At 48.0% G+C, this 14,207-nt stretch carries 13 protein-coding genes; 6 read left to right on the top strand and 7 right to left on the bottom strand.

The window, feature by feature from the left end; translation table 11 throughout:
* Positions 1–120 precede the first annotated feature (120 nt).
* Positions 121–633, bottom strand: coding sequence for a M48 metallopeptidase family protein (locus KO512_RS14280; RefSeq protein ID WP_215953023.1), 513 nt, complete (start codon positions 631–633; stop codon positions 121–123).
* Positions 630–1,088, bottom strand: a complete 459-nt coding sequence (locus tag KO512_RS14275) for a DUF1499 domain-containing protein (protein WP_215953022.1) — start codon at positions 1,086–1,088, stop codon at positions 630–632. Before KO512_RS14275 ends, KO512_RS14280 begins: the two co-directional genes overlap by 4 nt.
* 215 nt (positions 1,089–1,303) lie before the next feature.
* On the opposite strand from KO512_RS14275, the gene KO512_RS20510 reads away from it, so the two are divergent.
* Entirely contained in the window at positions 1,304–2,188 is an 885-nt protein-coding gene (locus KO512_RS20510) for a DMT family transporter (RefSeq protein ID WP_303492327.1), read from the top strand.
* On the opposite strand, the gene KO512_RS14265 is transcribed toward KO512_RS20510, so the two are convergent.
* The gene (locus KO512_RS14265) at positions 2,141–2,695 is read right to left on the bottom strand and encodes a GNAT family N-acetyltransferase (RefSeq protein WP_215953021.1); all 555 of its coding nucleotides are present in this window, start codon (positions 2,693–2,695) and stop codon (positions 2,141–2,143) included. The genes KO512_RS20510 and KO512_RS14265 overlap by 48 nt on opposite strands.
* Positions 2,696–2,903: 208 nt before the next feature.
* On the opposite strand from KO512_RS14265, the gene KO512_RS14260 reads away from it, so the two are divergent.
* The 3 genes from KO512_RS14260 to rrtA all read left to right on the top strand — a co-directional run bounded on the left by KO512_RS14260 (position 2,904) and on the right by rrtA (position 6,583).
* Positions 2,904–3,638, top strand: coding sequence for an XRE family transcriptional regulator (locus tag KO512_RS14260; protein WP_215953020.1), 735 nt, complete (start codon positions 2,904–2,906; stop codon positions 3,636–3,638).
* A 172-nt stretch (positions 3,639–3,810) separates the two neighbouring features.
* On the top strand, positions 3,811–5,937 hold the full coding sequence (locus KO512_RS14255) for a VIT and vWA domain-containing protein (RefSeq protein WP_215953019.1): 2,127 nt from the start codon (positions 3,811–3,813) through the stop codon (positions 5,935–5,937).
* A gap of 7 nt (positions 5,938–5,944) precedes the next feature.
* Entirely contained in the window at positions 5,945–6,583 is a 639-nt protein-coding gene (rrtA, locus tag KO512_RS14250) for a rhombosortase (protein WP_215953018.1), read from the top strand.
* A gap of 179 nt (positions 6,584–6,762) precedes the next feature.
* Here the strand turns inward: rrtA and KO512_RS14245 are convergent, their stop codons facing one another.
* Positions 6,763–7,452 carry a 16S rRNA pseudouridine(516) synthase gene (locus tag KO512_RS14245; RefSeq protein WP_215953017.1) on the bottom strand — a complete coding sequence of 230 codons (690 nt, stop codon included), beginning with the start codon at positions 7,450–7,452 and terminating at the stop codon, positions 6,763–6,765.
* 54 nt (positions 7,453–7,506) lie between these two features.
* Positions 7,507–9,882 (bottom strand): phosphoenolpyruvate synthase, encoded by a 2,376-nt coding sequence (ppsA, locus tag KO512_RS14240; protein ID WP_215953016.1) that lies wholly within the window; start codon positions 9,880–9,882, stop codon positions 7,507–7,509.
* Between the two features lie 176 nt (positions 9,883–10,058).
* On the opposite strand from ppsA, the gene ppsR reads away from it, so the two are divergent.
* The gene (ppsR, locus tag KO512_RS14235; RefSeq protein WP_215953015.1) at positions 10,059–10,877 is read left to right on the top strand and encodes a posphoenolpyruvate synthetase regulatory kinase/phosphorylase PpsR; all 819 of its coding nucleotides are present in this window, start codon (positions 10,059–10,061) and stop codon (positions 10,875–10,877) included.
* Positions 10,878–10,933: 56 nt separating this feature from the next.
* Here ppsR and KO512_RS14230 read toward each other — a convergent pair whose 3' ends face one another.
* Positions 10,934–12,361 (bottom strand): MFS transporter, encoded by a 1,428-nt coding sequence (locus KO512_RS14230; protein ID WP_215953014.1) that lies wholly within the window; start codon positions 12,359–12,361, stop codon positions 10,934–10,936.
* Between the two features lie 293 nt (positions 12,362–12,654).
* Here KO512_RS14230 and KO512_RS14225 point away from each other — a divergent pair, with 293 nt between their 5' ends.
* On the top strand, positions 12,655–13,758 hold the full coding sequence (locus KO512_RS14225; RefSeq protein ID WP_215953013.1) for a phosphoribosylaminoimidazolesuccinocarboxamide synthase: 1,104 nt from the start codon (positions 12,655–12,657) through the stop codon (positions 13,756–13,758).
* 78 nt (positions 13,759–13,836) lie between these two features.
* Here KO512_RS14225 and KO512_RS14220 read toward each other — a convergent pair whose 3' ends face one another.
* Positions 13,837–14,028: a CPXCG motif-containing cysteine-rich protein gene (locus KO512_RS14220; protein ID WP_215953012.1), complete on the bottom strand. Its 192-nt coding sequence runs from the start codon at positions 14,026–14,028 to the stop codon at positions 13,837–13,839.
* Between the last annotated feature and the right edge of the window lie 179 nt (positions 14,029–14,207).

Genomic DNA, 14,207 nt, shown 5'->3' with positions numbered 1-14,207 from the left:
CCTGTTTCTTCATTAAAGATGATCATTAAATAGAACTATTAAATAGATCGTCGGCTGACACTGTCTCTATCATTGATAGCAGATATAGGATGATAAGAGCCGGCAACGCGGATATAAACCTTAATAAACCGGCCCAAACAGCTCAAGGCAGGTCAGATAGAGCCGCAGATCCAGTTCCAATTGATGATAGTCCGGCTCCATATACTGACAGAGGTTATAAAAAGCGCGGTTATGTTCTTTCTCACGAATATGCGCCAACTCGTGCACCACGATCATGCGCAAAAAAGGCTCAGGAGTCTGTTTAAATAACGAGGCGATACGTATCTCTTTTTTAGCCCGCAGCTTATTGCCCTGAACCCGTGAAATATGAGTATGCAGACCCAGTGCATTGTGTATCACATCGATACGGTCGTCATACTCTACTTTGCTGATAGGGGCTGATTTTTTCAGGTGGGTGTTTTTCAACGCGAGCGTGTATTGATACAGTGCTTTAGAGGATGCCACCGAATGCTTACCCTGATAACGCTTGCGGAGATAATCCGGCAATTTACCGGTATCGATCAATTGACCTGCTTGCTGTTGCAGTTCAGGCGAATAACCCGCGAGGTAGTCGATTTTGTTGCTCCGGCTCATTGCTGCTGCTCCAAGCGTTGGCGTAACATTTCAACCCGCTGCCGGTTCACGCCCATATCTGAATAGCCCACCCGAGATGCCGCGCGCACATGAATCACCGCCGCAGAACGATCCAATAATAGCTCAAGATCATCGACAAAGCCGAACAGTGACGAGCTAAATTCTGCCGCCAGATAATCGCTATCCTGGCTGATAATCCGCCCACCTAAGCGCTCAATAATAATAGCGACAGAGGTTAAATCCGCCCCGTGGAGCGGCGCAATGTAATGTGCCTTATCCGTTTGTGCTGAACTACACACGGCATTGGGCTTTACTGGGCAAACCGTTAGTGCACCATTCACCAAACCGGGTGGCGTTTGCTCACGAGATTTCATGCCTTGCAGGGCAAAATATCCCGTTACAATAGCCATCGCTACCAGCACTATTACGCCGCTAATCATCATATACTGCTTCATAAATATCCTTACGCTTTAGCGCTTAATCGATAAAAGCGACATGCGCCTGAGCTTAACAAAGTTGAGCCTCACCGAGCGAACAAAAATCCTATTTTTTACTCATCAACATACTATCAAGCAGCCCAGCAAGCATCGCTAATGGCCGGCTAGCAGCTTTAGCCTTGAGAGTAGTATAAACTAGCGCGCTTTCCCGTTAGCAACGACAGACAAATATAGTGCTTACTCCACAACTCATTAACTGGCTTCTACTTGGCTTTCTCGTCATCACCTGGGGCACCTCCTTTATGGTGACCTCCATCGCCCTACAAGGCGGACTTTCCGCACTGGCCATCACCATCGCGCGGATCGGCCTAGGGGCGATCGTGATTGTTCTATTTGCCTATTCTCGAGGCCTACGACTGCCGCGAGATGCAAAGAGTTGGGGCAGTTTTATGCTACTTGGCTTATTTGGCAGTGCCCTGCCCTTTATACTGATTACTTGGGGACAGCGTTCAGTCACCTCGGCCAGCACCGGTGTATTAATGTCAGTGATGCCATTCGTGACCATGCTGATCGCTCATTACTTTGTCGCCGGTGAACAGCTAAACCGCTATAAACTCTTGGGGTTTCTAGTCGCCTTTAGTTGCGTAACCATACTGCTTAACCCCTTTGGCGCGGGTAGCATCGATTTATTAGGCGCGTTGGCAATTCTCGCCGCGGCCAGTTGCTATGCCATCAATACCGTGTTGATCAGATTGCTGCCCACCTTTAATCCGTTAATTGGCGGTGCGGGGATGATGATCTGTGCATCGGTGTTGGTACTGCCCTTTGTGATCTACAATGGCCAAAGTATTATTCATGAGATCTTATTGCTAGCGACACCCAGCGCGATCTTTTCGTTGCTGTGGCTCGGTTTAATGCCGGCCGGGATTGCCTCGATCGTCTACTTCATCGTCGTTAACCGAGCTGGGCCGAGCTTTTTATCCAACTGTAACTTCTTAATCCCCGTGGTAGCCTATTTCGCCGGCACACTGATTCTGGGTGATACGGTGCCACCGAGTAGCTTATTTGCCTTAATCGGCATTTTGACCGGTATCGTATTGACCCGCATTCAGCGGTAAAGGGTGCCGATAGATCAACGCCTCTTTATCGCGAAAGATAAACTTACGTTCGAGTGTGGCACCCACCGCTAACGCAAGTTTGCGCGAGGCGAAGTTTTGCTCGTAAATCAGACTGATCAGGTGCAGCTCGGGTAGATAAGTCGCTGCCAAGGCGCGCACGGCTAAAGCGGCTTCCGCAGCATACCCCTGACCGCTAAATCCGGGAATTAACGACCACATAATTTCCGGCTCAGGCCAGTCACCGGGATACCAAAGACCCACCAGCCCAATAACCGTTTCGTTGTCTTTAAGCTTTACCGTATAAGGGCCATAACCGTGAATCTCCCAATGGCCAATCAACGCAGCCACGATACGCCAGCTCTCCCCTTCGCTTAAAGGGCGACCGGTGGTATAGCGAGTAGATTCTTCATCTTTGTAAAAGTGATGCAGCGCGGGCCAATCTTCAATGGTCGTTTTAGTCAGTGTTAAGCGCTCGCTAGTCAATGAGGTTGGGATTTTATAGGGCATGTGCATCCTTATTTTTATCAGTAAATGACGAGGTATCACCTGTGTAACAGGGTTAATTTAATCTATTTCAGTCATTAATAAAACCAACAATAGATAACGGTATAAATATCATTATCTAATACTTAAAGAATTTCAAAGGGCAGATTTCAGCATTTTTTTATGCTAAAACACCACCATATCCGACATTTATGGAATGAAAGGCAGCTTTATGGCGCAGGCAGCAGCATTGGTTCAAACTCTTAAAAAGCAGTTAAAGGCTCAGGGGAAAACGTATATTGATGTGGCCGATGCGTTGCAACTCAGTGAGGCCTCGGTGAAACGGCTATTCTCAGAGCAGAACTTCACCCTGCAACGACTCGAGATTATTGCCGACCTTGCTGGGCTAGAACTCACCGGCCTATTTAAACTAATGGCACAGGAACAGCAGCGGCTGACACAGCTCACCCGAGAACAAGAACAAGAGATCGCCTCCGATCTTGAACTACTACTCATCGCGGTCAGTGTGATTAATGGTTTTGGTTTTAAGGATATCATTGACCATTACGATATCAGTGAACACGACTGTATCCGCAAACTCGCACAGCTCGACCGCCTACGGTTTATCGAACTACAGCCCAACAACCGTATTAAGCTGTTAATCGATCCCAATTTTACTTGGCTGCCCAATGGGCCGATTCAACAATTTTTCCAGCAAAAGGTCGAGCAGGATTTCTTTCAGTCTCGGTTTGATAAAAAGCACGAAAAGTTAATCGTGCTCAACGGTGTACTCACCCCTGAGGCTAATCTGGCCATGCAGAAAAAAATGGAGCGGATCGCCGAAGAGTTTAATAGCCTGATTCGGGATGACTATCCCCTGCCGATGGATCAGAAACACGGCAACACCATGGTAATCGCGATACGGCAGTGGCAGTACAGCTTGTTTAAACACTATCGCAAAGCATAAACCCCACCGCGCCTGTTCCCCATACAACACGCCTAACTCAACCCAAGGTATCATTATGTGATACCTCAAGCCTTTTGCTACTTATAAAATGCTACTCACGACATGATCGCTCTGACTTCAACGCACTGACATCCGCCGTTTAGATTCAGTCAAAAGGATTAAGAGGATCGATATGAACAGTAAACTATTTTCCAGCGCCCTAGCCCTGAGTGCCGCACTCACCCTGGGTGTCACCCCATCCATCGAGGCCGCCGGACTACTCAAGCCCATTCAATCAAATCTGCCCGACCTGACGATTAAAGAACACCACGTCAATGTGGTACTGGAACACAGCTATGCCGTCACCAGCATTGAACAGGTTTTTCATAATCCCTCCAACCAAGCCTTAGAAGCGATCTATAGCTTCCCTGTACCGGATCACGCTGCCGTAGGTGAGTTTACCTATTGGATTGATGGTAAACCGATCTCTGGTGAAGTCATTAAAAAACAACAAGCCCGTGAGATCTATGAACAGGAAAAGCAAGCCGGACGGGAAGCGGCTCTTGTCGAACAAGACAGCTATAAGACCTTTGATATTAATGTCACACCGGTACAACCCAACGGTGATGTGCGCATCAAGCTCGTCTATATTCAACCTGCCCATGTCGATTCCGGTGTTGGTCGTTATGTCTACCCTCTCGAAGATGGCGGTGTCGATGAACAAAAAAATGCATTCTGGAGCCGTAACGAAACCGTCGATGAAAAATTCAGTTTTAACATGACGCTCGCATCGGGTTATCCGATCGATTCGATACGTCTACCCCAACACTCACAAGCAGGGATACAGCAGCTTAACCCGCAACAATGGCAAATCAGCCTAGCCAATCAATCTAACCAATCGGTACAAACGAAAACAAGCTCTACGGCAACAATCGAAAGCCCAATCATTGAGCAAAACCAAACCGCAAGTATCATCCCAGCAGCCAGTTTAGATAAAGATATCGTGGTTTATTGGCGTCACAGTGAAAACCTGCCCGGAAGTCTCGACCTGATGGGTTATAAAGCATCCGCTGACGCCCCCGGCACCTTCATGATGACGCTGACACCCGGCGATGATCTAGGCACGCTACAAGGCGGTCGTGATTGGGTGTTTGTCTTAGACGTATCGGGCTCTATGCAGGGAAAATACAGCACGCTGATCGACGGTGTGCGCCAAGGCCTCGCTAAACTTCGCCCTGAAGACCGTTTTAAAATCGTCCTGTTTAACAACGCCGCCAACGATTTTTCTCAAGGCTTCCAACTGGCCAAACCGGAGATTATCAACCCGCTACTGGATCAATTGGCACAATACCAACCGACCAACGGCACCAACCTCTATTCTGGCTTATCCTTAGGTTTAAAGAACATTGATACGGATCGCAGTACCGCCATGATTCTGGTTACCGATGGGGTCGCCAATTTAGGTGTAACCGAGAAGAAACGCTTTCTGGATCTAATGGAAAAAGCCGATCTCCGACTCTTCACCTTTGTCATGGGCAACAGCGCTAACCGCCCATTACTCAACAGTATGACCGAGGTCTCTAACGGATTTGCCATCAGCGTATCCAACGCAGACGATATTGTCGGCCAGCTCATGTTAGCCACCAGCAAAATGACTCATCAGGCTCTACGCAATGTGAAATTGACCATTGATGGCGGCCGAGTGACCGACCTAACACCGGATCAGATCGGCTCTCTCTATCGTGGGGAGCAATTGACGGTGCTGGGACATTACCGTACCCCAGGACCCGTTAAAGTCACACTCACTGCAGACGTGGGCAGTGAAACACGAAAATACAGCACTGAAGTCACACTGCCGCAACATGATGCTGAAAGCAGTATACACCCAGAACTTGAGCGAATCTGGGCGTTTGCTAGTATCGAAAATATTCAGGCCAACATGGATTATCTCGGTGATAGCGAAGATGCTAATGCCGATAGTATTCAGGCGATTACCGATCTCGCGATCCAGTATGATCTAGTCACCAATTACACCTCTATGCTGGTTGTCAGAGATGAAGTATTTAAACAACTCAACATAGAGCGTAATAATCAGCAGCGCACCCAAAACGAACAACAGGCCCGTCAGCAACGCTTACAACAACCGGTCGTTAGCCAGCGTGCAGACACTCAAAAACCGATGTTTAACCCATCTCAGTCAAGGGCATCTCTGGGGGGATCTAGTTCAGGTTCAGGTGCTATCGGTCACTGGATACTGTTGTTAATCGGTACACTCTTGCTAGTTCACTATCGTAACCGTCAAAATCGCAGACAATCTTGAGACGACCATGAACGACTTCCGCGTCAACCCAAACCTTAATCGAATAAAGTCTCCCGCCTTTGCGGGAGGCTTTAGGCTTCCCTTCATTACGCTCGTTATTATTCTAATCTCGCTCCCTTTAAGCTTGAGCCTACCCCTATTTGAACTCAGCTACTTTGATCAACAACTCATTCAACAGGGACAGCTCTGGCGTCTAGTTAGTGGACACCTCAGCCACACGTCCTTGAGTCATCTCCAGTGGGATCTCTTGGCATTTGCGCTCGCCGCCGGTTACTTAGAATTACATTCTCGTAAACTGTTATTGGCAGCACTGCTAACAGCCTTGGTCTTGCTAGACACCCATCTAATGTCACCTAGTACGAGCATCAGTCGCTATGCCGGATTATCAGGTATGTTATTTACGCCACTAACGATCAGCCTTGTGATCTTTGCCCGCAAACAGCCTTCTGTTAACGGTTGGATACCGCTCATTATCTGTCTAGGTAAACTTATCTGGGAACAGTTCAGTCAACATGCACTGCTGAGTCAAAGCACTTGGCCAACTTATCCAGCGGCGCATATAGTGGGATCGTTGGCAGGATTACTTGTCATACTGATGATCTGGAGTCATAGCCAAATAAAATCAAATAGCAGCACGCATATGTAAATCAAATAAGAACAGCAAATAAGAACATCCAACAAGCGCAACTATAATCGCAACTATAAGTGCAACTAGTAAGCCGGCATTATCTTGAGGTTTAATTTTGATATTTAGCCTTGATGATTAAAAAGATTAACCAAGGTTTCAGATCAAAAGGCATCCGTATGTGTGCTTAAGCTTAATACTTAGAAAAGTGCTATTTCGTCATCAGTGAGTGGCCGAAATGCACCCGGCGGCAGTTGCGCATCAAGGGTTAGTCCACCGATCTGCTCTCGGTGTAATTCAGTCACCTCATTGTTGAAATAACCAAACATTCGTTTTACCTGATGATAGCGCCCTTCGTAGAGGGTCAAGCGGGAGTGGTGACTGTCTATGCGCTCAAGTTCAGCGGGTTGAGTGGTAATGTCCTCATAACCAAAGTAGATTCCCTGCCGAAACACCTCAGCGGTATTCGCGGCCACTGCATCTTGGGTCGTCACTCGATACACTTTGGCTATTTTCGAAGTCGGCTGAGTAATGCGCCGCGACCAATGGCCATCATTGGTTAGCAGCAACAATCCTGTCGTTTTTAAGTCGAGCCGACCCGCTAGGTGCAGCCCCTGTCGCAATGTAGGCGGTATTAAGTCAATCACCGTTTGATGTTCTGTATGCTCCGTGGCACTCACAACACCGGCAGGCTTATGCAACATCAGATAACAGCTTTTAGACTCCTGTAATAGCTGGTCATCGAGCTCTATCCGAACAAAGCGATCCACTTCTAGGTTAGCATCCGTTGCAATATGGCCTGCCACTCTCACCCGCCCCTCCGCCAGCAAGCATTTCACATGCCGCCGACTAAAGGGGGTGTTGATCTGTATAAAACGATTGAGCTGCATCAGTGTTCAGTCAGTGGGAGCATGTACGGCAACCGCGAAGATAACGGTATAAAATCAAAGTGATTTATTATCTTCATTCGCAAGGAAAAACCACGTTTCCAGTACCGTATCGGGGTTTAAGGAAACCGAGTTAATCCCCTGTTCCATTAGCCAGTTAGCTAAATCAGGATGATCCGATGGCCCCTGACCACAGATACCGACGTATTTTCCCTGTGCTCGACACGCTTGAATCGCCATTTCCAGCAACTTACGTACTGCGTCATTACGTTCATCAAACAGATGCGCAATCACACCGGAATCCCTATCCAACCCAAGTGTCAGTTGAGTTAGATCGTTTGATCCAATAGAGAAACCATCAAAGTATTCGAGGAATTGATCAGCCAACAGTGCATTCGACGGGATCTCACACATCATGATCACCCGCAAACCATTCTCGCCTCGCACTAAGCCATTTTCAGCCAGCAATTCAACCACCTGACGGGCTTCACCAACGGTGCGCACAAAGGGAATCATCACTTCAATATTGGTGAGTTTCATCACATCACGCACATATTTCAGTGCCCGACATTCCAACTCAAAGCACTGCCGGAAGGATTCAGAGATATAACGACTAGCCCCCCGAAAACCAAGCATGGGGTTCTCTTCGTGAGCCTCATAAGCGTCACCACCAATCAGGTGACCATATTCATTGGACTTAAAATCCGACATCCGCACAATGACTTTCTTCGGATAGAAAGCGGCGGCGAGTGTTGAAATTCCCTCCACCAGCTTTGCTACATAAAATTCGATTGGGCTTTCATAGCCGGCAATACGCCGCGCAATCGTTTTCTTAATCCCTTCATCCTGTTGATCAAACTCAATCAATGCTTTCGGGTGAATACCAATCATGCGGTTAATAATAAATTCGAGCCGCGCTAAGCCTACACCGGCGTTCGGTAACGCCTGAAAATCAAAGGCGCGGTCTGGGTTGCCGACGTTCATCATAATATCGAGTGGCAGTGGCGGCATTGAGTCGACTTTGTTGGTCTGATGTTCAAAATCCAGATGCCCTTCATAGGCACGCCCAGTATCCCCTTCTGCACAGGAAACGGTCACCTCCTGACCATCATGTAACCGTTCTGTCGCATCACCACAGCCGACAATCGCCGGAATACCCAGTTCACGAGCGATAATTGCCGCATGGCATGTGCGCCCGCCTCGGTTGGTAATAATGGCTGAGGAACGTTTCATCACCGGCTCCCAATCTGGGTCGGTCATATCGGTGACCAGCACATCTCCCGGTTGAATCTTATCCATATCACTCAGACTTTCGACAATTCTCACCGGCCCACTACCAATACGGTGGCCAATAGAACGCCCTTCGAGCAACACCTTGCCTGTTTCTTTCAGTAAGTAACGTTCAATAACGGCCGTCTTATCTCGGCTTTTGACTGTTTCAGGGCGCGCTTGAACAATATAAAGCTCGCCATCATCGCCATCTTTAGCCCACTCAATATCCATAGGACGGCCATAATGCTGCTCAATCGTCATGGCGATCTCGGCCAATTTCTGCACATCATCATCGTTGATGGAGAACTGCAAACGCTGCGCAACAGGGACAGCAACCGTTTCCACCGCACTCGCAGTCGTCCCCTCTTTGCCGTACACCATTTTGATCGCTTTGGTGCCTAAGTTACGACGTAAAATCGCCGGGGCCCCCTGTCGTAAGGTGGGTTTATAGACATAGAACTCATCCGGATTCACAGCGCCCTGTACAACGGTTTCGCCCAAGCCATAAGCTGAGGTGATAAACACCACATGCTTAAAGCCTGATTCCGTGTCTAGGGTAAACATCACACCACTGGCGCCGGTTTCACTGCGCACCATGCGCTGAATAGCGGCTGACAGGGCAACATCATGATGTTCAAACCCGTGATGCACACGGTAAGAGATCGCGCGATCGTTATATAACGAGGCAAACACCTCATGGATAGCGCCTTTGATATTGTCTAATCCACGGATATTAAGAAAGGTTTCCTGCTGACCCGCAAATGAAGCGTCAGGTAGATCTTCAGCGGTGGCCGATGAACGAATCGCCACCGCCTGATCGTCATCCCCACCCATCTCGACAAACGCTTGTTCGATCGCTTTATCCAGCGTCTCAGGAAAGGGCGTATCGAGTATCCACTGACGTACCTGTTTGCCGGTGACCGCTAAGGCATTAACGTCTTCAGGATCAAGCTGAGCCAACAGATCACTGATCCGTTGATCCAGCTGGTTATGCTTTAAGAAATCTCGGAATGCAGTCGCCGTGGTAGCAAAGCCACCGGGCACTTTAACGCCAACGCCGGATAGCTCGGTGATCATCTCGCCCAGTGAAGCGTTTTTGCCACCTACTTGGTCAATGTCATCCATACCCACTTGATCTAGACGAACGATATATTCCTGCAAAACCGTACACTCCTTAATATTCTTTTATGGGCCTAATCATACTGTAATTCTGCACGTAAGTTCAGTGTGTTGAGCAACTTCCTGATTTAGACAATAGTTTGCTATACAGTACGCGCCAATGCCGTAATAATAACCCTCCGACGATACAATTCGATGACACAGGACAGTTTAAACATATGAAACGAACCGCTTTTTTTATCTCGGATGGCACAGGCATCACTGCCGAAGCTCTCGGTAATAGCCTACTGGCGCAGTTTGGTTCAATTCAGTTTAATAAAGTGACGCTGCCCTATATCGACAGTATTGATAAGGCCGTAGACGCGGTAGTTACCATCGACCAAGCAGGTAAAGACGATGGTTATCGGCCAATTGTGTTCGATACGGTAGTCGATGAAGCTATTCGCGACGTGATCTCAACCAGTACTGCCTACAAGATCGATGTATTCTCGGCCTTTCTTAAACCACTCGAACTCGAACTCGGCAGCCCCTCCTCTTATAGCGTCGGCAAGTCTCATTCGATCAACGAAGTAAATACCTACATGGATCGTATTGAGTCGGTCAACTTTGCGATGGCAAATGATGATGGTGGCAAAACACAGCACTACGATAAAGCAGACATTATCTTAATCGGCGTCTCCCGTTGCGGAAAAACCCCTTCTTGTCTCTACATGGCACTGCAATTTGGTATTCGGGCGGCCAACTATCCATTAACCGATGATGACCTAAACCGCACCACCTTACCTGACGCCTTGGAGCCCTTTAAAGATAAGCTCTTCGGCTTAACCATCGATCCCTTTCAACTGGCCTCGATTCGCCATGAACGCCGCGCCAACAGTCGCTACGCCTCTCTCGATCAATGTGAAGATGAAGTGCGCAATGTCGAGCGGATGTTTCGACAACAACAGATCCCCTTTATCAACACCACACATTTCTCTATCGAAGAGATTGCTACCCGCATTATTGCCCAGAAAGGCTTACAACGGCGGATCAAATAAAAGCGTTAACAAACCTTAGCCCGTTAACTCTCTTATCCTTATACACGTAGACTAAGCTAACGGGTTACCTTACCCCGGCTATAGGAAAACCATGCCGCCAAAACGCTATAGAGACAGGCACTGGCAAAGCCTAATTTCACTACCACAAGGAGATCTGGATAACGCTCTGGACGTATCTGATCACTATCCAAGAGCTGGCTCATTAACAACATAATAATTGCCATGCTGAACATATTGCCGCTAGTACGCGAGAGATTGAGCAAGGCCGAGGCAATACTTAAACGCTCTTTCGGTACCGAGCCAAGAGCCGCATTGTTATTAGGGGTTGAGAACAGGCCAAACCCGATCCCCAATAATGAAAGAGATACAATCACATGGTTAAGGGAGCTGTCTGATTCAAGAAATATTAATACAGCAAAGCCCGACGCAAAGAATAGACAACCTACCGTGGCGATCAAGCGCGGCTCGTAGTGATCAGAGAGACGCCCAGCAATCGGCGCCAGTACCGCCATAATCAGTGCCTGCAATAGGATCAACTGGCCAGCTTCACTGGGTGAAAGCCCCTGCAGATATTGCAAATAGAGGCTCAATAGAAACAGTACCGGATAGTGTGCCGCATACATCATAAAGCTGGCCATCAACGAACGACTCATCACCCGATTACTCGCCAGTAAACTAAAGCGCACCAACGGAAATTTGCAGCGATTCTCATAACGCACAAACACAAAGAGCAACATAACGCCCGCAATCAGCATCAACAGGTTATACAGATCTGGTAAACCCGATAGACCAAAGAGCAACAGTGTTGACAGAGCAACAAAGAGTAACGAACCGACCCAATCAAGTGGCTGAGCCGCCTTACCTGACTGGACATCATTCCTGATATAGATGATCGCCAACACAATAGCGACCAGGGCTAGTATCACAGGCCCCCAAAAAACACTCTGCCAGCCGAGATGTTCAGTCAACCAACCACCGATCAGAGGCCCACAGGTAAGGCCCAGATAAACCGAAGTGGCGGTCAACCCCAGCGCCGAGCCGCGGTTATTATCACTAAACACCGTAGCGATAATGGCCATCGCTGTAGCGAAAACAAGGCTACTGAACAGCCCCTGCAACACGCGCACAACCAGTAATATTTCAATCGACTGCACCACAAACACCAATAACGATGCCAACGAAAAACCTAACAGTCCTAACAGGAAGATCGGCTTACGGCCAACCGTATCAGCGACCCTACCTGCAGGTAGTAATAAAACAATGCTGCCCCACAGTGTTGCCGTCGGAATCCAACTCAACCAGACTGCATCAGCATGCAATGCATCAGCAATAGCGGGCAATGCCATATTCACGCCGGACATCGACAACGGCACAATAAACAACGTGATACAGATACTCGCTAGCACAAACCAGCGCGCACTAGGGTTCACTTGATAGAACGTAGCCTCAGCAGAGGCAAAAGCATCAGATGTAGAATCAGTCACGGCATTACCCTGTCAATTTAAGCGAAGCAGTATAACAGGAGATACTTCACACATTCATTAAATTAGCGTTCCTCTGCAAAAGCCAATGGCTAGTCATAAGAGCAGAAAATCCGCTCGGCTAAATGTAGCGGGATATTACAAATCTGTGTAATATCCTTGTTCCAGAATCTGGCAGAAAAAATAAGCGTTCGGCGCTGTTATGATGCCAGCTCTGCACTGCCACCCTTTCAGGCTTACGCTGTGGTTCTGGAACGTTATTATTAACCTATTTTTGAGATACAGGACAAAGTGCAATGAGTCTTGCTGATAAGGTTTTGGCAGTAAATAATGATCTGCCGATTCGTACCGACCTACCGGTACACAGTGGAAAAGTACGTTCCGTTTACTGGTTGACCGAAGCCGATAGTCGCCGTCTGATTCAAGAGAAAGGCTACGATGTGGCCGCCGATGCGCCATTGGCCATTATGGTTATCAGCGATCGTATCTCAGCCTTCGAATGCATCTGGCATGGTGAAGGCGGTATGAATGGGGTGCCCGGTAAAGGTGCGGCGCTGAATGCCATCTCCAATCACTGGTTCAAACTGTTCCGTGAGAACGATTTAGCTGACAGCCACATTCTGGATATCCCACACCCGTTTGTTTGGATTGTACAGAAAGCCAAACCGGTCATGATTGAAGCGATCTGCCGTCAGTATATTACCGGTTCTATGTGGCGCTCATACGCCAAAGGTGAACGGGAGTTCTGCGGTATTCAAATTGCCGATGATCTACAGAAAGATCAAAAACTGCCTGAACTGCTGATTACCCCATCGACCAAAGGTATTCTCAGCGGTATTCCTGGCGTGCCTGAAGTGGATGATGTCAATATCACCCGCGACGACATCAGCAATAACTATGAAGCCTTCCACTTCCGTTCTAAAGATGACATCGCGGTTTACGAAAAACTGCTGAAAGAAGGTTTTGATGTTATCAGTGCCGAACTAGAAAAAATCGATCAAGTATTTGTTGATACGAAATTTGAGTTTGGCTATGTCACCGATGCTGCCGGCAACGAAAAGCTGATCTATATGGATGAAGTCGGTACACCGGACTCTTCCCGTATCTGGGACGGCCCGTCTTACCGTGAAGGCAAGGTCGTTGAGAACTCAAAAGAGGTGTTCCGTCAGGAGCTACTGAATTTCTTCCCTGACCCCGATATCCTGATCAACAAGGATCGTATGGAAGAGCGTTATGCGCTGGCAAAGGATAACGCCCTACCCGCTGCACTACTGCAAAAAGTCTCTGACACCTATGTGGGTATTGCTGAAAAAATTATCGGCGAAAAGCTACCCCTGTCGGAGAATCCAAAAGCGGAAATCATCGAGATCCTGCGTAATGATTACGGCCTGATCGACTAAAAGCCGACAGACGAAGCAAGGGCGCTATCAACCTGCCCTTGCAACCAACAACGCCGCATGATCTCAAGCGGCGTTTTTTTATACCTCATTTTCGGTTTTAAGACATACCTCAGCCTCACTACCCTCGAGTCTCAGCTCTACGGTTATCGGTTTACAGCAGACCTGACAGTCTTCTATATACTGCTGATCACCGGCACTACAATCCACCAATAACACGATCGGCTCACCACAGTAGGGACAAGATTGGGAAACTGTTTCGATACTTTGCATAATTGAAACCTCTCGATTGAAGTGTACAACACAGCTAAACACTTAATAGCGTGGTGAAAGCCCCCACATGAATTGTCACAGCCCAGCCCGCCCTCTGGTTCCTGCCGTATCGCTGTAATATAATTCACTTATCAGCTTAGGCGCATTTTACCAATCGTGCCGAATTCATAAGCAACTGT

It is taken from the genome of Amphritea atlantica, assembly GCF_018860855.1.
Lineage (GTDB): Bacteria > Pseudomonadota > Gammaproteobacteria > Pseudomonadales > Balneatricaceae > Amphritea > Amphritea atlantica_A.
The sequence above is the reverse complement of the archived record's forward strand: the minus strand, read 5'-3'. Positions and strand labels throughout refer to the sequence as shown.